Source organism: Kutzneria sp. NPDC051319, assembly GCF_040682195.1.
In the GTDB taxonomy this organism is placed as follows: Bacteria; Actinomycetota; Actinomycetes; order Mycobacteriales; family Pseudonocardiaceae; genus Kutzneria.
The window spans coordinates 1-21097 of sequence record NZ_JBFBAM010000030.1; the positions used below are offsets into that span (position 1 = coordinate 1).

20 protein-coding genes, 1 pseudogene and 1 riboswitch are annotated in these 21097 nt (G+C 71.2%); of the genes and pseudogenes, 3 read left to right on the top strand and 18 right to left on the bottom strand.

The genetic code is table 11. From position 1 onward, the window contains the following. Positions 1–71: 71 nt before the first annotated feature. Positions 72–2261, bottom strand: a complete 2190-nt coding sequence (locus tag AB0M73_RS26870) for a LuxR C-terminal-related transcriptional regulator (RefSeq protein WP_363895669.1) — start codon at positions 2259–2261, stop codon at positions 72–74. A 230-nt stretch (positions 2262–2491) separates the two neighbouring features. Here AB0M73_RS26870 and AB0M73_RS26875 point away from each other — a divergent pair, with 230 nt between their 5' ends. Beyond that, positions 2492–2938 (top strand): MarR family transcriptional regulator, encoded by a 447-nt coding sequence (locus AB0M73_RS26875; protein WP_363895672.1) that lies wholly within the window; start codon positions 2492–2494, stop codon positions 2936–2938. On the opposite strand, the gene AB0M73_RS26880 is transcribed toward AB0M73_RS26875, so the two are convergent. Beyond that, complete coding sequence (locus AB0M73_RS26880) at positions 2929–3648, bottom strand: hypothetical protein (protein WP_363895674.1); 720 nt, start codon at positions 3646–3648, stop codon at positions 2929–2931. The two genes, AB0M73_RS26875 and AB0M73_RS26880, sit on opposite strands and share 10 nt — an antisense overlap. A 5-nt stretch (positions 3649–3653) precedes the next feature. After that, positions 3654–3974, bottom strand: coding sequence for a PadR family transcriptional regulator (locus AB0M73_RS26885; RefSeq protein WP_363895677.1), 321 nt, complete (start codon positions 3972–3974; stop codon positions 3654–3656). Positions 3975–4170: 196 nt separating this feature from the next. Here AB0M73_RS26885 and AB0M73_RS26890 point away from each other — a divergent pair, with 196 nt between their 5' ends. Next, the gene (locus AB0M73_RS26890) at positions 4171–4659 is read left to right on the top strand and encodes a hypothetical protein (RefSeq protein ID WP_363895680.1); all 489 of its coding nucleotides are present in this window, start codon (positions 4171–4173) and stop codon (positions 4657–4659) included. 49 nt (positions 4660–4708) lie between these two features. Here AB0M73_RS26890 and AB0M73_RS26895 read toward each other — a convergent pair whose 3' ends face one another. Beyond that, positions 4709–5287 (bottom strand): GNAT family N-acetyltransferase, encoded by a 579-nt coding sequence (locus AB0M73_RS26895; RefSeq protein ID WP_363895683.1) that lies wholly within the window; start codon positions 5285–5287, stop codon positions 4709–4711. A 14-nt stretch (positions 5288–5301) separates the two neighbouring features. Then, a riboswitch (SAM riboswitch) is annotated at positions 5302–5417 on the bottom strand. Positions 5418–5502: 85 nt separating this feature from the next. Here AB0M73_RS26895 and AB0M73_RS26900 point away from each other — a divergent pair. Beyond that, positions 5503–6087, top strand: coding sequence for a hypothetical protein (locus AB0M73_RS26900; protein ID WP_363895686.1), 585 nt, complete (start codon positions 5503–5505; stop codon positions 6085–6087). A gap of 75 nt (positions 6088–6162) precedes the next feature. On the opposite strand, the gene mutM is transcribed toward AB0M73_RS26900, so the two are convergent. The 14 genes and pseudogenes from mutM to AB0M73_RS26970 all read right to left on the bottom strand — a co-directional run bounded on the left by mutM (position 6163) and on the right by AB0M73_RS26970 (position 20825). Next, positions 6163–7029, bottom strand: coding sequence for a bifunctional DNA-formamidopyrimidine glycosylase/DNA-(apurinic or apyrimidinic site) lyase (gene mutM / locus AB0M73_RS26905; RefSeq protein ID WP_363895689.1), 867 nt, complete (start codon positions 7027–7029; stop codon positions 6163–6165). An 86-nt stretch (positions 7030–7115) separates the two neighbouring features. Then, a complete protein-coding gene (gene rnc / locus AB0M73_RS26910; RefSeq protein ID WP_052395720.1) occupies positions 7116–7859 on the bottom strand; it encodes a ribonuclease III in 744 nt (247 codons plus the stop codon). 31 nt (positions 7860–7890) lie between these two features. Next, positions 7891–8073, bottom strand: coding sequence for a 50S ribosomal protein L32 (rpmF, locus tag AB0M73_RS26915; protein ID WP_043722758.1), 183 nt, complete (start codon positions 8071–8073; stop codon positions 7891–7893). A 2-nt stretch (positions 8074–8075) separates the two neighbouring features. After that, positions 8076–8657, bottom strand: coding sequence for a DUF177 domain-containing protein (locus AB0M73_RS26920; RefSeq protein ID WP_043722756.1), 582 nt, complete (start codon positions 8655–8657; stop codon positions 8076–8078). A gap of 269 nt (positions 8658–8926) precedes the next feature. Further along, positions 8927–9652 (bottom strand): DivIVA domain-containing protein, encoded by a 726-nt coding sequence (locus AB0M73_RS26925; protein WP_363895695.1) that lies wholly within the window; start codon positions 9650–9652, stop codon positions 8927–8929. A gap of 120 nt (positions 9653–9772) precedes the next feature. Further along, positions 9773–9859, bottom strand: a pseudogene (locus tag AB0M73_RS26930) (ribonuclease); the annotation flags it as partial. Positions 9860–9883: 24 nt separating this feature from the next. Beyond that, on the bottom strand, positions 9884–10366 hold the full coding sequence (coaD, locus tag AB0M73_RS26935) for a pantetheine-phosphate adenylyltransferase (RefSeq protein WP_363895698.1): 483 nt from the start codon (positions 10364–10366) through the stop codon (positions 9884–9886). Positions 10367–10396: 30 nt separating this feature from the next. Beyond that, positions 10397–10954, bottom strand: a complete 558-nt coding sequence (gene rsmD, locus AB0M73_RS26940) for a 16S rRNA (guanine(966)-N(2))-methyltransferase RsmD (RefSeq protein WP_363895701.1) — start codon at positions 10952–10954, stop codon at positions 10397–10399. Positions 10955–10964: 10 nt separating this feature from the next. Then, positions 10965–12653 carry a hypothetical protein gene (locus AB0M73_RS26945; RefSeq protein ID WP_363895704.1) on the bottom strand — a complete coding sequence of 563 codons (1689 nt, stop codon included), beginning with the start codon at positions 12651–12653 and terminating at the stop codon, positions 10965–10967. Continuing rightward, positions 12650–13582, bottom strand: coding sequence for a hypothetical protein (locus AB0M73_RS26950; protein WP_363895706.1), 933 nt, complete (start codon positions 13580–13582; stop codon positions 12650–12652). The genes AB0M73_RS26945 and AB0M73_RS26950 overlap by 4 nt, the downstream gene beginning before the upstream one ends. An 84-nt stretch (positions 13583–13666) precedes the next feature. Further along, positions 13667–15352, bottom strand: coding sequence for a hypothetical protein (locus AB0M73_RS26955; RefSeq protein WP_363895708.1), 1686 nt, complete (start codon positions 15350–15352; stop codon positions 13667–13669). Continuing rightward, entirely contained in the window at positions 15349–16266 is a 918-nt protein-coding gene (locus AB0M73_RS26960) for a hypothetical protein (RefSeq protein WP_363895711.1), read from the bottom strand. Before AB0M73_RS26960 ends, AB0M73_RS26955 begins: the two co-directional genes overlap by 4 nt. A gap of 106 nt (positions 16267–16372) precedes the next feature. Continuing rightward, positions 16373–17257 carry an arginase family protein gene (locus tag AB0M73_RS26965; protein ID WP_363895714.1) on the bottom strand — a complete coding sequence of 295 codons (885 nt, stop codon included), beginning with the start codon at positions 17255–17257 and terminating at the stop codon, positions 16373–16375. 190 nt (positions 17258–17447) lie between these two features. After that, positions 17448–20825, bottom strand: coding sequence for a pyruvate carboxylase (locus AB0M73_RS26970; protein WP_363895717.1), 3378 nt, complete (start codon positions 20823–20825; stop codon positions 17448–17450). Between the last annotated feature and the right edge of the window lie 272 nt (positions 20826–21097).

The following is a 21097-nucleotide window of genomic DNA, read 5'->3' on the forward strand; positions in this document are numbered from 1 at the left end:
CTGCGTTCAACGCAGGTAAGGCGTCCTTCCCTGCATCAGAACCGTGACTCGGTGTGGTCGGGCGTCAACGTTCAGGCGCCGTGCTGAGTGATGTGCGCGGCGACCTGGGTGCGGTTGTTGACGCCGAGCTTGTTCATGATGCTGCGCAGGTGCGTCTGCACGGTTCGCGCGCCCACGAACAGTTTCGCCGCGATCTGAGGATTGGTCAGCCCCGCCGCGACCAGCTCCGCCACCTCGCGTTCGCGCGCCGTCAGCTCGGACGACGGCGGCGCCACCGACCGCATCGGCCGGCCGGCCCGGGCCCCGATCGCCACCGCCCGGGCGAAGCCGATCGCCGCGCCCTCGGCCATCGCCGCCTCGAAGGTCCGCTCGCCCAACGCCGTCCTGAGCAGGCCGGCCGCCGCCTCGTGCCCCATGGCGAACGGCCCCGGCTCGTACAGGCGCAGCCCGATGTCCGACCACAGCTTGGCCGAGGCGCCCATGAGCAGGGCGGCCCGGTCGTGGTGGCCGGCGGCGGCGCAGGCCCACGACAGCGTCTCCATCGTCCAGCCGCAGCCCCACATGTCGTCGATCGCCTGGAACCGCCGCAGCGCCTCCTCGATCAGCGTGATAGCCCGCTCCGGATCCCGGCGGACGAAGTGCGCGCCGAACGCCCAGGTGGCATTGGCCAGCGAGTAGTCGGCCTGGAGGCGCTCGGCCCTGGCCACCAGCTCACGGCAGTTGGCCTCGGCGTTGCCGTCGCCGCTGTTGTAGGCCAGCCACATGTCCGCCGCGAACACGTCGCCGTCCGCGCCGGCCCGCTCGAACAGGTCGCGAGCCCGCGTCAGGTTCCGCACCACCGCGGCGTTGTCGGCCTCCACGATCCAGGCCCGGATTCCCTTGGCCTGCAACGTGGTCGCGTCGGCGATGTCGTCGCCCGTGTCGGGGATCAGCTCGGTCGACAGCGTCGGATCGCCCAGGAACACCGCGGTCATCGACGCCCACGCCAGCCCGATGGCCCGCAGCGGCGTCGGCTGCGGCTCGCCGCTGGCCAGCGAGATCCGCAGCCAGCGCAGGCCCTCGGCCAGACCGCCGACCACGTACCAGCAGTGCGACCGCAGCAGGGAGACGGCCATGTCCAGCGCGGCCGACGATTCGCCGGGCGTGCGCAGGCTCCAGTCCATCGATGCCAGCACGTTGGGCAGCTCGGCGCGGATGCGTTCCAGCCAACGCAGTTCGTCCGGGCCGAACCAGCTGGTGGCGGCGTCGTGGGCGAGCCGCTGGAAGTAGTCACGGTGGCGTTGGCGCACCCTCTCCGGGTCGTCCAGGCGCTGCGTTCCGTACTCGCGAATGGTCTCCAGCATCCGGTACCGCACCCGGCCGCCGCGGTGCTCGCTCGTCAGCAACGACTGCTCGGCCAGGCCGGCCAGCGCGGCGAGGACGTCCTCGCGGGGCAGGCGGTCGTCGGCGCACACCTGCTCGGCGGCGGCCAGGTCGAGGTCGCCGGCGAACACCGACAGCCGGGCCCACAGCAGCCGCTGGTGTTCCGTGCAGAGCTGATAACTCCAGTCCAGGGCGGCCGCCAGGCCGTTGAGCAGCTTGAACCGGTCGTCCAGGCGTTCCAGCAGGGTGGCCATGCCGATCGACCGCAACTGCGCCGCCGCGAGCTCGATGGCCAGCGGCAGGCCCTCCAGCCGCTGGCACAGCCGCAGCGCCGTGTCCCGATCGCCGGTCGACGGCGTGAAGTCGGGCATTGCCGCCTGCACGCGGTCCATCAGCAGGTTGACCGCCTCGGCCGCGAGCGGGCGCAGCTCGACGACGTGCTCGCCGGCGATGCCCAGCGGCTGCCGGCTGGTGGCGATCACCCGCAGCTCCGGCGCCACCGACAGCATCGCCCGCACGACGTCACCGACCGTGTCGACGAGGTGCTCGCAGTTGTCCAGCACCAGCAGCAGCCGCCGGTTCCGGACGTGATCGACCAGCACCTCCAGCGTGGTGCGGGTGGAGTGGTCGTGGACGCCGAGGCCCTTGGCGATCGTCTCGCACACCTGCTGCGCGTCGGCATTGCGGTTGAGCGTGGACAGATCGGCCCACCAGGCGCCGTCCGCGAAAGACCGCCGCAGCTCGTGCGCGAGCCGTAGGCTGACGCGGGTCTTGCCGACGCCGCCGACACCGGTCACCGTCAGCAGGTGCGCCGAGGTCAGCAGCCGGCGCATCGCCGCGAGATCGTCACGCCGCCCGACGAACGAGCTGATCTCGGTTGGTAGCGATCCTCCCGCCATGGACCAACCCTAAAACGCCCCCGGCTACGCCACCGCCTACGCCATCGCGCGGATGCCGTGACAATGCCCGAAAAGGCACGCTGGGTGACGGGGGTGGAGGGGAAGGCTGATGGTCCACCCGCCGGGGGGTTGGGTGGGCCATCGTCCCCTCATTCGCGCACTTGGCGGACCGGGTCCATGGCCGCGGGGATATCCTGGCCATCCGTTGTGACCGGTTCGTGGAGGCTGCCGTGACCACCGATCACCAGGTCGGCCAGCAGCAGTCGCTCCACCTGCTGATCTCACTGCACCGGCTGCTGCGCACCATCCGCCAGGCCGCGCCGGCGGGTCTGTATCCGACGCAGCTGATCGTGCTGAACCAGCTGTTGCAGGCCGGGCCGATGCGGGTCGGCGAGCTGGCCGCGCAGGTGCCGTGCTCGCAGCCCACCGCGACCACCATGGTCAGCCACCTGGAGGCGATGGGCCTGGTGGCCCGCGAGCCCGACCCGTCCGACGGCCGGGCCATCCAGGTCATGCTGACCGAGACCGGCCGGGAGACGATCATCTCCGTGACCCACGGCGACGCCGAGTTCATCGACGCCCGGCTGGCCGAGCTCACCCCCGAGGAGGCCGCCCAGGTGCTGGCCGTCGTGCCGCTGCTGGACCGGCTGTCCGGCCAGCGCGGCGATCAGAGGTAGATGGTGAAGTAGGTCAGCAGGAGCGCGGCGACCAGGGCGTTGGCCGGCACCACCAGCCACAGCAGGCGGCGGTCGACCCGGCTGTAATGGCCGACCAGGATCGAGATCACCGCCGCCGGCACGCCCAGGATGACCAGGCCCACGAGGCCGGCGCGGGTCAGCATGACCACCGGCAGCACCCGCACCAGCCACCAGGCCGGCTGCAGGCTGTAGACGTAGGCCAGCACCTTGCCCGAGACCGTGGACTCGTCCGGCTCGCGGAACTCCAGCAGCGCCCGGACGGCCGGCAGCTCGGCGACCGCGCGCATGCCGCCCGGGCCGCGGATCAGCAGCGGCAGCGAGATGGCCAGGCCGATCAGCCCCGACAGCGCGAACAGCGGCACCAGCACCTGGGCGCGGTAGGCGCCGACGATCACCGCGCCGGCCAGCAGCATCGCGCTGGCCGTCATGACCGTCAGGCCGGCCAGCCCCAGCACCTCGACGCCGTCGCCGCGTTCGGCCGTCAGCTGCTGCGTCGGCTGCTCCGGCTCGGGCGGCGGCGGGTAGCCGGCCGCCGAGCGCAGCTCCGCCGCGTACGCCTCCGGGTTGCCCAGCCGCAGCTCCAGCTGGTCCTCCCCGTGTTCGCGGGCCAGCTCGCGGACGTGCTCCTCGGTGTCCTCCAGCAGCTCGTCCACCTCGGCCGGCGGCAGGTCGGACAGGGCAGCCCGCATCCGCGTCAGGAAGCGCTCAGTAGTTGATCCATCGTCTTCGCGAACGTCCGCCACGTCCTGCACGACTCCTCCAGTCGAACGCGTCCCGACTCGCTGACGCGGTAGTACTTGCGGTGCGGTCCCTCCTCGCTGGGCACGACGTAGGAGGTGAGCAGGTCGGCCTTGTACAGCCGGCGCAGCGTGCCGTACACGGACGCGTCGGCCACCTCGTCCAGGCCGCTCTGCCGCAGCCTGCGCAGCACGTCGTAACCGTAGCCGTCCTCCTCCCGGAGCATGGCCAGGACCGCGAGGTCAAGGACGCCCTTGAGCAGCTGGCTGGTGTCCAACCGATCCTCCCGGTGATGCGCTGTGCCCACTATTACGCAATGCGCACTACTACGCAAGTCGGAGATGCCGGCACGGGAGGACTCCTCACATCCGGCGTTGTCCGGACGTTGATGTCCGGCGCCGGATCCCCGGCGCCGGACAACCCGTCCTCGCTACACCGGTGGTCAGCACACCAGCTGTCTACGAGGGGAATTCATGTCCACCATCTCCCGGCGGTCCGCCGCCGTCGGCGTCGCGTCCCTGGCCGCCATCGGCGCCCTGTTCGCCGCCGCCGTGCCCGCCTCCGCCGCCCCGGCCGCCGCTCAGTCCTGCGCCGTCAACCTTCAGACGCACACCACCGCCTGCGGCGCCGGCGAGTCCCAGGCCAAGCAGCTCGCCGCCGTGCCCGCCGCCTCCGTCCTCGCCGTGCGGCTCTACGACGGCTACAACTACACCGGCACGTCCTGGGACTACTACGTGCCCAAGGCCTGCACCGCCGGCTACGACGGTGAGTACGGCCTCGCCGACCTCGGGCCGGCCAGCAACAAGGCCAGCTCGGTGCACACGTACAACCACTGCGACGTCCACCTGCACGACCCGCTCAACTACGGCAACCCGCACTCCGTCTGGATCGACCAGGCCCCCGACCTCCGCACCATCGGCGACGGCTGGAACAACCGCGCCAGCTCCATCGGCATCTCCTGACGCATCACCCATGCCGCCGTGGATCCAGGGGGTCCACGGCGGCTGCGTGTCAGGGGCTTTCTTCGAGCAGGCGGGAGGCGTTCGGCCAGGCCATGCGCAGGGTGGGAGGGCCGTTGAGGCGCCATGGGTTGTCGCCGGGCGGCGCCGGGAGCGTCTCGACGCAGGTGCCGCCGCGAGCGACGTAGAAGTGCTGGGCGGCGGTGTTCTGCTGGAGCACCCACAGATACATGGCCTTGCCGGATGCCCGGTCGACCACGGCTTCGGCCGCACGGGTCAGGAGTTGGGTGCCGAGGCCGGCGCGGCGCTGGTCGTGGCGGACGTGGAGGTTGTCGACGAGGCTGCCCCACTGGGGATCGGCGTCGAAGACGACGTGGATGAAGCCCACCAAGCGGTGGTCGTGCTCGGCGAGCACGGTCTCGCTGTTGGTGGGCGAAGCCAGTCGGGTCGTCCACACGGCGCGGCGATCAGCCATGACGTCGCCGTCGAGGTATGCGTCGGCGTAGGCGCCACGGTAGAACCGGCGCCAGCTGTCGGCGTGGAGCTGCGCCACCTGGCCGGCATCGGCGGCCCCGGCGGGACGGAACAGCGGAGTTTCCCCTTGCAGGACAGTGTTTTGGTCAGCGGGCATGAGCAGCTCCGTCGCTTCGCGGCTTGCCCGACGCCGGTGCGCCGAGCCCGGTCCTCACCCGGAGCACCCCGCCCGCGAACGCCGGGGTTGCCGGCCAGCAAGCCGGGGCTGAACGCTGGCACTCATGACCTGGCGCCGAAATTAGCACCGGTGATCCACCGGCGCCACGGCCTATTTCGGCCACGGGCGGCGCGGTGTGCTGCAAGACTGCAGGCATGACCGAGGACTTGTTCGTACAGCAGGAAAAGCTCCAGATCGAGGCGCACGCCGTGTGCACCGACCTGAACATCGACGCCCTGCTGGCCGAGTTCGGCGACCCGGTGCACACCGGCAGCTCGGTGCTGGGCCTCATGGTCAAGCGGGACGTCGACATCACCGTGGCCTGCCCCAAGCTGGACACCGGGGCCGTCGCCCGGCTCGGGGCCGAGATCGCCCGGCACGAGCGGATCTGGAAGGTCCAGTTCCGCAACGACACCGGCCACTGGAACGTCGAGCCCGAGCAGTACCCGGACGGCCTCTACCTCGGCCTCGGCTACGGCTCCGCCGAGGGACAGCGCTGGAACTTCGACATCTGGTTCGTCGACGAGCCGTCACGCATGCCCGACCTCGACCACGTCAAGACGCTGCCACCCCGCCTGACCCCCGAGACCCGCCGCGCCATCCTGGCCATCAAGCACGCCTGGGCCGACAATCCCGCCTACGGCAAGACGGTGCGCAGCTACACCATCTACTCCGCCGTCCTCGACAACGGCGTCCGCACCCCGGCGGACTTCGACGGCTGGCTGGCCGATCGCGGGTAGCTCGTGGTGCGGCCACCGGCGGCAGAGTCGCGAGGCCCCGCCGGTGCTTCGCCCGGTTGCCGGAGGCGGCGCCATTTAGATACGCGGATTCTTGGGCATTGGCTGGCATTTCGGGCAGGAGTAGGAGGAGCGGTTCATGAAGGGGTCGCGGCGGATGACGCTGCCGCAGCGGCGGCAGGCGCGGCCCTCCTGGCCGTAGACGGCGAGGGCGCGGTCGAAGTAGCCGGACTGGCCGTTGACGTTGACGTACAAGGCGTCGAAGGAGGTGCCGCCGGCGGCGAGGGCCTCGGTCATGACGTCGGTGGCGGCCGAGAGCAGGGCGGCGGCCTGGGGGCGGGTGAGCTTGTCGGTGGGGCGGGCCCAGTGCAGCTTGGTGCGCCACAGGGACTCGTCGGCGTAGATGTTGCCGACACCGGACACGAGGGTCTGGTCGAGCAGGGCGCGCTTGACGCCGGTGCGCTTGCGCCGCAGGGCGGCGACGGCGGCGTCGGGGTCGAAAGCGGGATCCATGGGGTCACGGGCGATGTGCGCGACGGGGGCGGGCAGGGAGGCGCCGTCGACCTCGACGAGGTCGGCCAGGGCCAGGCCGCCGAAGGTGCGCTGGTCGACGAAGCGGAGCTCGGGGCCGCCGTCGTCGAAGCGGAGCCGGACCCGGAGGTGCTTCTCGTCGACGGCGTCCTCGGGCTGGACGAGCATCTGACCGCTCATGCCGAGGTGGGCGATGATCGCCTCGGAGTCGTCGAGCTCCAGCCACAGGTACTTGCCCCGGCGGCCGGCGGCGACGATCGAGCGGCCGGCGAGGCGGTCGGCGAAGTCGACGGGCCCGGGCACGTGCCGGCGGACGGCCCGCAGGTTGAGCACCTCGACGGCGGTGACGCGCCGGCCGGTGACATGGGCGTCCAGGCCTCGGCGCACGACCTCGACCTCGGGCAACTCCGGCATGTCCATCCTTCCCAGGAGAACCCAGAAGGGGGCATTCCTGGCGTGAGACGCCTGGAATGCCCCCTTCCGGGCACCACTTCGACAGATCAGCCGGTCGCGTCCTGCGCGCGCGGCCCTTCCGCCTTGAGCGTGGTGTAAGCGGCCTCGGCCGCCTTCTGCTCGGCTTCCTTCTTCGTTCGGCCGCCGCCGGAACCCAGTCCCCGCCCGCCGACATAGACGGTGGCGGTGAACTCCTTGCGGTGATCGGGTCCCTCGTCGTCCACCCGGTACTCGGGCACGCCGAGTCCGTGGGCGGCGGTCAGCTCCTGGAGGCTGGTCTTCCAGTCCAGTCCCGCGCCCTTGAGCGGCGCGGCCTCCAGCAGCGGGTCGAACAACCGGTGCACAAGGCCCCGGGCAACGTCGATGCCATGGGCAAGGTAGACGGCGCCGATCATGGCTTCGAGACCGTCGGCGAGGATGCTCGCCTTGTCCCGGCCACCGGTCAGCTCCTCGCCGCGCCCCAACAGCAGGTGCGCACCGAGGCCACCGTCGCTGAGGTCACGAGCGACGCCGGCCAGCGCCATCATGTTCACCACGCTCGCTCGCAGCTTCGCCAACTGCCCTTCGGGCAGGTCGGGGTGTCTGCGATAGAGGTGGTCCGTCACCACGAGTCCGAGGACGGCGTCTCCGAGGAACTCGAGACGCTCGTTCGGCGGCAGGCCGCCGTTCTCGTACGCGTAGGACCTGTGAGTGAGGGCCAACACAAGAAGCTCGGGGTCCAACTCGACACCCAGTGCCTCAAGTAGCAGGGCCCGATCTGGCGCCGGGCCCCGTGATCCCTTACCTCCCACCGCGCTCAGCCTTCTCGCCGGGAGGTGGCGGTCAGGCCGGCTGGACGACCTGGCGGCCGTCGTACTGGCCGCAGGCCGGGCACGCGATGTGCGACAGCTTGGGCTGGCGGCAGGCGCGGTTGGAGCAGGCCACCAGGTTCGGGGCGACGGCCTTCCACTGGGCACGGCGCGTACGGGTGTTGGAGCGGGACATCTTCCGCTTCGGGACGGCCACGACTAGCTCTCCTCCTCGGTCCCGCCGAACTTCTCCTGCAGAGCAGCCCAGCGAGGATCAATCGTCTCATGCGCGTGGTCGGGGCCCAGGTCGGCCCACTTGACGCCGCACTCGGCGCACAGTCCACGACAGTCCGGCGAGCACAGCGGAACCTGCGGCAGCGCGAGCACGACCGCGTCGCGCACCACCGGCTCCAGGTCGAACAGATCGTCGACGAGCCGTGAGATCTCGTCTTCGTCCGTGGTCGCCTCGGTCGCGCTGTCCGGATAGGCGAACAGCTCGGTGAAGCGGACCTCGACCGTGCCGGACAACGGATCAAGACACCGCGAGCACTCCCCGACCGTCTCCGCCGTGGCGGTCCCGGTGGCGAGCACACCCTCCACTACCGACTCGACCAGCAGATCCAACACGACCTCACTGCCCACCTCGACCCCGATGACGTCCGGGTAGCCGAAACCACCCGGTGCCGGAGCCACTCGGTGGTAGCTGCGGCTGGAGCCGGGTCGGCGGCCGATGTCCCTGGTGTCGATAACCCATGGGCCGGCCATCTGCTGGGTGCGCGCGTGTGATCGTTGCTTAGGCATGGTGGTTGTGTCGCTGGTGGGGTGACTTACCGTGGCCAGCCGGTCAAGAGTACTCAAGAAGAGGGCCAGAAGGAAAATCGCCTGGTCAGTGCCTATGCCGCGCGTTCCGCGCGGGGTGAGGCCGCTCGAACCCAGCGCCTTCGCTTGCCGACTTTAGCCCGCCGCGTCGGCTCGGGTGGCGGGGCACGTCGGGTGGCGGCGGGCGAAATCCGCCCACCGCTCCAGGCGCCGGCGCGGCCTCGCGACTCCAGGTCGGGGGCCGCGTTCGGTCAATCCCGGGCGTAGTCGAACGGGGCCGCCGAGGAGGCGGTGCTGGACATGGGGGCCCGCAGGCTGGCCCGGCCCTTGCCGACGGTGCGCAGGGTGTGGGCCAGCAGGTCCTCGAAGTCGGCGAGCTTGGCGTCGACGTAGGCGTCGCACTCGCCGCGCAGGCGGTTGGCCTCGCCGCTGGCGGCGTCCAGGACGCGCGCGGACTCGGCGTGCGCGGCCTGCACGACCTCGGTCTGCTGGACCAGCCGGTGCTGCTCGTTGCGGCCGTCCTCGACGGCGCGCTCGTAGGAGGCGCGGCCGGCCTGGACCATGCGGTCGGCCTCGGCGCGGGCCCGGCCGGTGAGGTCCTCGTACTCGTGCCGGCCGGCGGCGGCGACCCGCTCGGCCTCGTTCTCGGCCTCGGCGACCATGCGCTCGGCGTGCGCGCGGGCGTCGGCCACCATGCGCTCGGCCTCGGCGCGGGCCTCGGCCAGCATCCGCTCGGACTCCTCGCGGGCCTTGCCGACGCCGCTCTCGCTCTCGTGCTGGGCCTTGGAGATCATGCTGTCGCGGTGGTCGAGCACGTCCTGCGCGTCGTCCAGCTCGCGGGGGATGGCGTCCCGGATGTCGTCGAGCAGCTCGAGCAGATCGCCTCGGGGCACGACACAGCCGGAGGTCATCGGCACGCCGCGCGCTTCCTCGACAATCGTGACGAGTTCGTCGAGGGCCTCGAACACCCGGTACACGTCGCACTCCTCATCGGCTATACGGCTGGCAGTCTCCAGTCTGCCCGCTCCACCGCCGCCGCGCCGGGAGATCGGGGCGTGTCCGGCGCCCGATCTTTTCGACCGGGCGCCGGCGCGGGCTCACTGGTCGACGTTGACCAGGGAGAACGTCGCGTAGTGGTGGCCGGTGCAGAAGTGCTCGCCGGCGGAGCCGGTGACGACGCGACGGGCGCCGTTGACAGTTCTGCGCGTTCAGGCCCGCTCGGCCAGCCGCGCCGTCAGCCGTTGGTGGACGAGTTCGGGCAGCAGGTGGGCGACGTCGCCGTGGTAGGTGGCGACCTCCTTGACCAGCGAGCTGGACAGGAAGCTGTACTCCGGGTTGGTCGGCATGAACAGCGTCTCCACCCCGGACAGCCGGTGGTTCATCTGGGCCATCTGCAGCTCGTAGTCGAAGTCGCTGATCGCCCGCAGGCCCTTCACGATCGCCTTGACGTCGTTGGCCCGGCAGTAGTCCACCAGCAGCCCGTGCCACGAGTCGACCCGCACGTTGGGCAGGTGCGCGGTGACGTCGCGGATCATCTCCATGCGCTCGTCGACGGTGAACATCGTCTTCTTGCTCTTGTTGATCATCACCGTAACGATGACCTCGTCGAAGACGTCGGCGGCCCGGGTGACGATGTCCAGGTGGCCGTTGGTCACCGGGTCATAGGAGCCGGGGGAAACCGCACGCCTCATACGGCGGACCGTAACAGGGATGCCGGCCGATCACCGCGTGGCGGCGATCACGGCCCAGTGCAGGGTGGTCTCCCCGTATTTACGGCTGCGCGCCGGCTCGATGCCCTCGGGCCAGCGCGGATCCTCGCCACGGGTGGACCGCTCCACCACGAGGGTCGCGTCCTCGGCGGCCCACGACCGCAGGGCCTCCAACACCTCGGCCAACTCCTGGTCTCCCAGGGCGTAGGGCGGGTCGACGAAGATCACGTCGTACCGGTCGCCCGGCTTGGTGGCCAGCACCGACTGCACGGTGCCGTGCCGCACGTCCGAGCCGGGCAGCCCGAGGGCCTTGGTGTTGCGGCGCAGGATGTCGGCGGCGCGGCGGTCGGACTCCACGAAGGTCGCCTTCACCGCGCCCCGCGACAGCGCCTCCAGCCCCAGCGCGCCGGATCCGGCGTACAGGTCGAGGACTTTGGCCCCGTTCAGGCCCACGGCCGCCTCCAGGGCGCTGAACAGTGCCTCCCGCACGCGGTCCGAGGTGGGGCGGGTGCCGCTGGGCGGCACCTCCAGCCGACGTCCCCCGGCCGCGCCGGCCACGATCCTGGTCACGCGTCCATGGTTACGTATCGGACTTCGCGCCGCCGAGGTAGCCCAGGCCTTTGGCCAGCCGGATAGCGGCGGCGCCCGCGGCGAACGCGCCCCAGGCCGGGAGGGCGAAGTGCAGCAGGGCGTGTCCCACGTTGTCGCTGGTGACCAGGGCCGCGGTCGCCACCAGGGCCAGCACCGGGCAGAGGACCGCGACGAGGGCGAGCACGAGCTTGGCCTTGAGCGGCGTCTTGACCTTTATCACCGGCGGCGGTGCGGCCGGGGCCGGCCGCTGCGGGATCCGGTCGGCCGCGCGGGCCGGCTGCCGGACCATCAGCTCGTCGGCGATCTTGCCGTCGAGACGGGTGATCGCCCGCTCGGGGATGTCGTACAGGGTGGGCTCGATGCTGATGCTGATCCCGTCCGGGCCGACCAGCCGCCGCGCGCCGTCGGGCCAGCGCTGCATCAGCACGCACTCGCGGTACTTCACGGTCAGCACGCCATGCGGGGAGGTCACACTCACGCCGTCGTGGCCGAGGACGAGCACGAAATCGCCGTTCTGGAGCGACGGGTACTGCTCGCCGACGACAGCCTTGTCCGAGAACATCGGGGCCTCGGCGAAGCCGGCCCAGTCGGCCCGGCCGCCCCGGGGGACCTGCAACAACAGGGTGTCCATCAGCTGCCCGGCCACCTCGCCGAGATCGTCGACGGTGACGGCGGCCAGCTCGGCGCGGAACTCCTCCAGCGTGCAGCGGGTCCGGCCGTAGAGGATGTCGATGGCCTCGGTGAACAGCAGCGCCCGCGCCGCCTCCGGCCGATCGAGCGAGGTGGATGCCTTGTCCCGCACCGTTTCCAGCTCGTCGACGTCGAAGCGGCCGGCCTGCAACGCGGCCAGCACGTCGATCAGTCCACCCAGGACGGCGTCCTGCTTCTCCGGCAGCGCGTCGGCCATCGCGGTGATGGTGGCGTGCGAGCCGTCACGCGGCACGTACGCGGCGGCGATGGTGTAGGAGTTGCCGTCCTCGGTGCGCAGCGCCCGGAACAGGGCCCGCTCCAACACCATCGCGAACAGCGACGCCCGGGCCGACCGCTCCGTGACCGCGCTGAAGCTGATCTTGCCGCCGCCCTCGGCGAAGTACGCCGGCGTGGCCGGCAGGGCGGAGGTGATCTCGGGCAGCGGGTGCGGGGATCCGGACGGCAGCGTCAGGTTCAGCCCCTCCGGCACCTCGCCGGAGATCCACAGCACCGCGTTTTCCCGCGTGAACCGGGTCGCCGCCCAGTCCCGCACGTCCTCGTCGGTGATGGCCTCCAGGCCCCACTCCGGATAGCCCGCCGCGCCGAAGCCGACCGCGCCGTAGCGCCAGACCAACAGGTTGTCGTGCGGGCGGCCGGCCTGCTCGGTGCGCAGGATCGTCTTCTCCGTGGCGATCCGCTCCAGCGGCAGGTCACGCAACGAGTCGCAGACGTTGGTCAGGTACGTCACCACGGCCTGCTCGCTGCCGCTGGTGTAGAAGTGCGTGGTCGTGATGCCGGTGGCCGCGTTGGCGTCGTGCTCGATCAGGCCGTGCCGGTGCAGCGCCAGGTGCTCGATCAGGTGGGTCAGCCCGCGCCGGGACAGCGGCTCGTCCGCGCAGCCGACCCGGAACACCAGCCCCGCGACGAGCGGCCCGTTGCCCGGCGCGACCAGGGTCCTGATGCCGCAGACCTCGGTTTCCTTGATCACTTCGCACCGCCGAGCGCCTTGTCGCGCATCCGCCGGAAGAGGGCCTCGGGTGTGCCGGAAGCGCTCTGCCAGGGGTATTCGCTGAGCGCCTCGCCGAGGGCGGTGAAGTGGACCTTGGCCCGCTCCTGGTCGCCCATGCGCCCGAACAGCAGGGCGTAGACGCCGTGCGCGGTGGGCCAGTGGTAGCCGCCGGCGAAGTCCGGGTGCAGCACCGACTTCTCGGCCGACTCGATGATCTCCCGCTGCACGGAGACCTGTCGCAGGTAGCGGCCGGCCTCCGGGCCTTCGAGCTCGAAGTAGTGCTCCAGGTGCGCCTCGGCCATCACGATCGGGCTCAGCGAGCCCGGCGGCGCCGCGTCCATGCACTCCCGGCCGAACGCGTGCAAGACTTCCCAGTTGCCGCCCCATTTCGGGCACAGCTGCTGGAGCAGCCGGCCCTGCGCGGTGAAGCAGTGCGGCGCGGACCGGGCCAGCCGGTCGTAGCGGCGGCGGGACTCGCTCTGTCCCATTTGCAGGCCCAGCGCCGTGTTCAGGCGCAGGCACCAGGCCACCGCGTCGGACGGGTCCTCCGCGGTGAGCTTGATCAGGATCGGTTCGGCGACGCGCAACTGCTCGTGCATGCCCGCGAACTGGTCCCGGCTGACATGGGTGGCCCGGTAGCCGGACCGGATCTCCCACGCCTTGGCGATGCGCCGGGACGCGTGCAAGCGGCGGGCCAGCGGCGTCGGCGGCAGGGTGGCCAGGAAGTCCTCGGCCCCCTCGACTCCCCCGACCACGTTCACGGCGAAGGCCGTCATGTCGACGTCGGACAGGCCGGCGAAGAACAGCTCGATGGCCGTCCAGTCGGCGGCGCGCACCGCTTCGCGCAGCCCGAGGAGCTCCGGAAAGGCCGCCGCCTGGTCGAACGGGCGGGCCGAGGGCTTGATCACCAGCGAGACAATAGATGAAAACTCTTCATCTACGGGCGAGTAACGGGGCACGTCGTGGAATCGGTTCCGCGACGCGCCCCGCGGTCACACCCGCCGTCCCCGGAAGTACAGCAGCGCGAACGGGCCGGCCGTCGCCGCGACCAGCACCCACAGGATGATCACCCCGTCCGGCTCCAGGTCCGACTGGGCGTCGGTGGCCAGCGACGCCGTCCCGAAGACGGCCAGCAGCACGAAAAATGCCGCCGCGAGACCGAAGAGCACCATCCCGATCCGATTGATGACGGAACGGGTCCGACGCGGCGCGGCGACCGCGGCCACGGACTGAGCCGTCGGCTGCGAGGTCGGCTGCGGCACGGAGGCCCTGGCCGGCATCGGGATCCGCGCCTCGGGACGCACCTGCGCGTCGAGCCAGCCGATCGCGGTCGGCGGCATCTCGTACATCGTCGGCTCGACGCTGATATTGAAGCCGTCCGCGCCGAACAGCTGCCGCGCGCCGTCGGGCCAGCAGCGCATCGCCACGCAGTCCCGGAACATCACCGTCACCGTGCCGTCGCCGGTCACCAGGCTGACGCCTTCGCCACCGAGGACCAGGCTGCGCCCCTTGTGCTGCCGCGAGGCGTGGCTGTTGCCGTGGACCGCCATCGTCGAGAACAGCGGTGCCTGGGCGAACCCGGCCCAGTCGGCCGCCAACCCTTCCGGCACCTGCAACAGACCGGTCGACATCGCCTCCTGCGCGACCGCCTGCATGTCCTGAACGGTGATCGCCGCGAACTCCTCCCGCAGCTCGGTCACACCCGACCACGGGCGCCCGATGAGCAGGCCGCCGGCCGCGCGCGGCAGGAAGTCGGCCTCCGCGTCGGGCCGGTCGAACGCCGCCAGCGCCTTGGTTCGCACGGCGGCGAAATCCGCCTCGTCAATGCGGCCGACGCGCAGCGCGGCCAGCACGTCCACGAATCCGCCCAGCACCGCCGCCTGCTTCTCCGGCAGCGCGTCGGCGAAGCCCATGACCTGCGTGAGCTCGGTGTCGAGAGCCATGGCCACGGCCGACGGCGAGTACGAGTTGCCGTCCTCGTGCCGCAGCGCCCGGAACAGCACCCGCTCCAGCAGATCGGCGAACAACTCGGCCCGCGGCCCCCGGCGCACGAGCCCGCTGAACGCGACATTGCCGCCGGACTCCGCGTAGAACGCGGGCGTCGTCGGCAGCGCGGAGGTCAGCGTGGGCATCGGGTTCACCGGACCGGACGGCAGCCCGAGCCGCAGGTCCGGCGGCACGTCGCCGGCGATCCACAGCACCACGTTCTCCCGCGTGAACCGCGTCGCCACCCAGTGCCGGAGATCGTCGGGACCCAGCGCGTCCAGGCCCCACTCGGGATAACCGGCGGTGCCGTAGCCGATCGCGCCGTGCCGCCACATCGGCAGCGAGGAGATGCCGCGCCCGGCTTCCTCGGTGCGCAGCACGGATTTCTCGACCGGCAGCCGGTCCATCGGCAGGTTCGCCAGCGACTCGCAGACCGCGGTCAGGTAGGCGACGACCTCGGCCGGAGTGCCACTGGTGAAGAAGTGCGTGGTGGTCAGCGAGGTCGAGGCGTTGGCGTGGTGGTCGACCTGCCCGTGGCGGTGCAGCGCCAAGTGCTCGACCAGGTGCGTGATGCCGCGGCGTGGCAGCGGCTCGTCGGCGAAGCCGACCCGGAACGCCAGCCCGGCCCGCATCGGCCCGGAGTAGGGGACGACGAGCGTGCGCACGCCGTCGACCTCGGTCTGTCTGATCATCTGTTCCCCCCGAGCGCGGCCGATCTGAGCTCCTCGAAACCACCGGCCGGATTGGTGTAGCAGCTGGCCCACGGATAGTTGCTGGCCAGGTCGCCGAGCGCACGGAAGTGCACGGCGGCCTTGGCCTGGTTGCCGGCCCAGGACGCGAGCACGGCGAACACGCCGTGCGCGGCCACCCAGCCCGGAACCGGTCGGAATGCCGGATGCAGCAGGGACTTGCGCACCGCCTCGTCGAGCTCCGCCTCGACGCCGGCCAGGTACTCGCCCCGCCCGTCCCGGCCGATCGCCATGGCGTGCTCGAGATGGGCGTAGCCGACCACCGTCCCGCTCAGCGACCCGGGCGGGGCGGCGTCGAGGCATTCCCGCGCGAACTGGTGCAGCGATTCCCAGGAACCGCCCCATTTCGGGCAGAGTTGTTGCACCAGGGCGGTTTGCGCCGGAAACAAATGCGGATTGCTTCGGGCCAACCGGTCGTAACGTCGCCGGGCCTCGCTCTGGCCGAATTCGAGTCCCATACCCATGGTGATCCGTTTCAGCCACGCCACGGTGTCCGTGGGATCGGCCGCGGTGAGGTCGATCAGGATCGCCTCGGCCGCCCGCAGCGCCTCGTGCATGCCGGCGAACTGCTGGCTGGAGACGTGCTGGGACCGCTTGCTGGAGCGGATCTCCCAGGCCTGGGCGATGTGCCGGCAGGCCAGCAGCAGCCGGCTGAGCCGGGACGGCGGCACCCGCCGCAGGAACTCCTCGACCTCGGCGATGTCGGCCACGATCCACGTGGCCTCGGCGGCCGCGTTGTCATCGGGCAGGGACGCGAAGAACTGGTCGATGCCCGCCCAGTCGCCGGCGCCGGCCACCGAGCGCAACCGGAGGAATTCCGGGTGCGCGGCAGTGATGTCGAATCTCGGGGCCGTCACGTGCAGGACAATAGATCAACGGGAGTCACGGCCGGAGCGGGTCAACCGCACGCGAGTGGCTCAGGTGCGGCCCAGGGGCAAATGAGCCACTCACGTGGCCGGGAAATCACCGCACGGCGTGGGGCAGGGACGGGGTCGGCTGAGCCGGCAGGGCGGTGGAGTGGGCGTGGAGGGCGGCGCCGACGGCCCGCAGGACGGGCACCAGCGCCTGTAACCGGTCCGGGTTGTCGGTGGCGCACTCGGTGATGCCGGCCCCGATGATCGGGCGGATCGCGGCGACGGCGCGGATGGCGTCCACCAGCTCGCTGATCAGCAGGCCGCCGGGCACGGGGCAGGTGACGTCGGCGAACTCGCTGGGGTCCAGCACGTCGAGATCGATGTGCAGATAGAACTGCGGGGCGCGGGAGGCGATCACCGCGTCCACCACCCAGGAGGCGTCGTAGTCGCGTTCGATCGGCACGTGGCGGACCAGGCCTCGATCGATCATGGCCTGCTCGCCGGGGTCCAGCGCCCGCGCGCCGGCCAGCACGACCCGCCGGGACACGACCGGGGCGTCGAGCACGAAGTCGCGGTCGCCCTCGCCGAAGGCGTGGCGTAAGGCCATGCCGTGGTACGCGCCGGAAGGCGAGGTGGCCGGAGTGTTGAGGTCACCGTGTGCGTCGAACCACAGCACGCCCAGCGCCGGCCCGAACCGCTTGCGGGCGAAGCCGAGCGGCACGGTCTCGACGCCGCAGTCGCCGCCGATGGTCAGCACCGGGCCTTGCGCGTGCCGTAAGGCCTGCGCCTGAAACGCCCGGTTGGCCAGCAGCACTTCGCGATTGTGGATGCCACCGACGAGTTTCGACGTGCCGGCGCGCACCTGCACCCGGCGCACGTCGAGGCCGAGCACTCGACCGGCCAGGTCGGCCAGCGCCAACGAGGCGGTGGGCAACCACGGGGACTTCGGGACGACCGCGCCCTGCCGCTGGGCCACGGACTGCAACTCCAGCACGAATCACACCTTGCCAGCGAAGGAGATCGCGCCACCAGACGGCAACACGGGGAACATCTCGTCACTCTACCGGGTGAAGCGTCGCCGTGCCGCCACCGTTGCGTCCATTGTGGACAGACCGCCGATGCAGGGAAGGACGCCTTACCTGCGTTCAACGCGGGTAAGGCGTCCTTCCCTGCATAACAGGATGTCAGGACAGCACGATCAGGAGATCGCCGCCTTCCACCTGCTGCTGACGGGAAATGGCCAGGCGCTGCACGACTCCGGCCTTCGGCGCGGTGATCGCCGCCTCCATCTTCATCGCCTCGATCGTCGCGACGGTCTGGCCCGCCTGGACGCTGTCACCCTCGGCGACCGAGACGGTGACCACACCCGCGAACGGCGCAGCGACGTGGTTGCCGTTCCCGCGGTCGGCCTTCTCGGCGGCCGGCACGTCGGCGGCGACCGAGCGGTCCCGCACCTGGATGGGCCGCAACTGTCCATTGAGGACGGCCATCACGGTGCGCATGCCGCGCTCGTCGGCCTCGCCGATGGCCTCCAGCGTGATCAACAGCCGCACGCCGCGGCCAAGATCCACCGAGTACTCCTCGCCCGGGCGCAGGCCGTACAGCCAGTCCTTGCTGCGCAGCACGCTGGTGTCGCCGTATGCGTCCCGGTGGGTGAGGAACTCCCTGGTCGGCGCCGGGAACAGCAGGCGGTTCAGCGTGCCCCGCCGGTTGCTGGCCAGCCCCTCGGTGTCCTCGTCGGAGAGGTCCGCGACGACCCGGGGCGCGGTGCGGCCGCTCAGGGCCTTGGTGCGGAACGGCTCCGGCCAGCCGCCGGGCGGGTCGCCCAGCTCGCCGTGCAGGAAACCGATCACCGAGTCCGGGATGTCGAAGCGGCCCGGGTCGGCCTCGAACTCGGCCGGGTCCACGCCCGCGCCGACCAGGTGCAGCGCCAGGTCGCCGACGACCTTGGACGACGGCGTGACCTTGACCAGGCGGCCCAGCATGCGGTCGGCCGCCGCGTAGGTGGCCTCGATGTCCTCGAACCGGTCGCCCAGGCCCAGCGCGATGGCCTGCTGCCGCAGGTTGGACAGCTGCCCGCCGGGAATCTCGTGGGTGTAGACGCGGCCGGTCGGTGACGGCAGGCCCGCCTCGAACGGCGCGTACACCCGGCGCACGGCCTCCCAGTACGGCTCCAGGTCGCACACGGCCTGAAGATCAAGGCCGGTGGTGCGGGCCGAGTGGTCGGTGGCGGCGACGATCGCCGACAGCGACGGCTGCGAGGTGGTGCCGGCGATCGACGCGGTCGCGCCGTCGATGGCGTCCACCCCGGCCTGGATGGCCGACAGGTAGGTGGCCAGCTGCCCGCCCGCGGTGTCGTGCGTGTGCAGGTGGACCGGCAGGTCGAACTCCTTGCGCAGCGCCGTGACCAGCCGCGCGGCGGCCGGCGGGCGCAGCAGCCCGGCCATGTCCTTGATCGCCAGCACGTGCGCGCCGGCCCCGACGATCTGCTCGGCCAGCTTCAGGTAGTAGTCCAGGGTGTACAGCTGCTCGCCGGGGTCGGACAGGTCGGCGGTGTAGCACAGCGACACCTCGGCGATGGACTTGCCGGTCTCCCGCACGGCCTCGATCGCCGGCCGCATCTGCTCGATGTCGTTGAGGGCGTCGAAGATGCGGAAGATGTCGATGCCGGTCTTGGTCGCCTCCTCGACGAACGCCCTGGTCACCGCCTCCGGGTACGGCGTGTAGCCGACGGTGTTGCGGCCGCGCAGCAGCATCTGCAGACACAGGTTCGGCACCGACTCGCGCAGCGCCGCCAGCCGCTCCCACGGGTCCTCGGCCAGGAAGCGCAGCGCCACGTCGTAGGTCGCGCCGCCCCAGCACTCCAGCGACAACAGCTCCGGGGTCATCCGCGCCACGTGCGGCGCGACCTGGAGCAGGTCCTTGGTCCGGACCCGGGTCGCCAGCAGCGACTGGTGGGCGTCACGGAAGGTGGTGTCGGTGACCAGCACGCCCGACTCGTTGCGCAGCCAGGCGGCGAAGCCCTCCGGGCCCAGCTCGGTCAGCCGCTGCTTGGAGCCGGCCGGCGGCTCCGCGTTCAGGTCCAGCTTGGGCAGCTTGGCCCACGGGTCGATCACCTGCGGCCGGGGGCCGTTGGGCTTGTTCACCGTGACGTCGGCCAGGTAGGTCAGCAGCTTCGTGCCGCGGTCGGCCGAGTGCCGGGCGGTCAGCAGCTCCGGCCGCTCCTCGATGAACGCCGTGGTCACGCGGCCCTCGCGGAAGTCCGCGTCGTCCAGCACGGCCTGGAGGAACGGGATGTTGGTGGAGACGCCGCGGATGCGGAACTCGGCCACGGCGCGCCGGGCCCTGGCCACCGCCGCATCGAAGGTGCGGCCACGGCAGGTCAGCTTGACCAGCATCGAGTCGAAGTGCGCGCCGACCATGCTGCCGGCGCCGATCGCGCCGCCGTCCAGGCGGATGCCCGAGCCGCCGGGCGAGCGGTAGGCGCTGATCACGCCGGTGTCCGGGCGGAAGCCGTTCACCGGGTCCTCGGTGGTGATCCGGCACTGCAACGCCGCGCCGCGCAGGTAGATCGCGTCCTGGCTCAGGCCCAGGTCGCCCAGCGTCTCGCCGGAGGCGATGCGCAGCTGCGACTGCACCAGGTCGACGTCGGTGACCTCCTCGGTCACCGTGTGCTCGACCTGGATGCGCGGGTTCATCTCGATGAAGACGTGGTTGCCGCGCTCGTCGAGCAGGAACTCGACGGTGCCGGCGTTGCGATAGCCGATCTGCTTGGCGAAGGCCACCGCGTCGGCGCAGATCTTGTCCCGGACCAGCGGGTCCAGGTTCGGCGCCGGGGCCAGCTCGATCACCTTCTGGTGCCGCCGCTGCACCGAGCAGTCACGCTCGTAGAGGTGGATCACGTTGCCGACGGCGTCGGCCAGGATCTGCACCTCGATGTGGCGGGGCCGCACGACCGCCTGCTCCAGGAACACGGTCGGGTCGCCGAAGGCCGACTCGGCCTCGCGCATGGCGGCCTCGATCGACTCCCGCAGCTGGGCCGGCTCCAGCACGCGCCGCATGCCGCGCCCGCCGCCGCCGGCGACCGCCTTGACGAAGATCGGGAAGCCGATCTCGTCGGCCCCCGCGACCAGCGCGTCCACGTCGCTGGACGGCTCGGAGGACTTCAGCGTGGGCAGGCCGGCGGCCTTGGCCGCGGCGATCGCCCGCGCCTTGTTGCCGGTCAGCTCCAGCACCTCGGTCGGCGGGCCGACGAAGGTGATGCCGGCCGCGGCGCAGGCCGAGGCCAGCTCCGGGTTCTCGGACAGGAAGCCGTAACCGGGGTAGATGGCGTCCGCGCCGGCCTTCCGGGCCGCCTCCACGATCTCGTCGACCGACAGGTAGGCCCGCACCGGGTGCCCGGCCTCGCCGATCTCGTAGGCCTCGTCGGCCTTGAGCCGGTGCAGCGAGTTGCGGTCCTCATGGGGGAACACCGCGACCGTGCCGGCGCCCAGCTCGTAGGCGGCGCGGAAGGCTCGGATGGCGATCTCGCCGCGGTTCGCGACGAGCACCTTGCGAAACATCAGGCGTTCCTCCGTGGTTTTCCTGGGGATCCGTCCAGCTGGGAACGCTACCGTGGCCATCCGTTCAGATGGGAGAACCATCCCGCGTGATGGACATAACGGATGGCTCTCAAGGCGGGCCGGGAGTGAGCACGGTCACGCCGGGTCGCCTAGCCTGCGGCCATGTCCCGTGATGACCCCTCGGCCGAGCGTGACGTCGACGTTCTGTCGACAGTCGGCAATGCGGAGTTCACCGAAGAACCCCCGAACGGCCCAGTGACCCTCGCAGACTC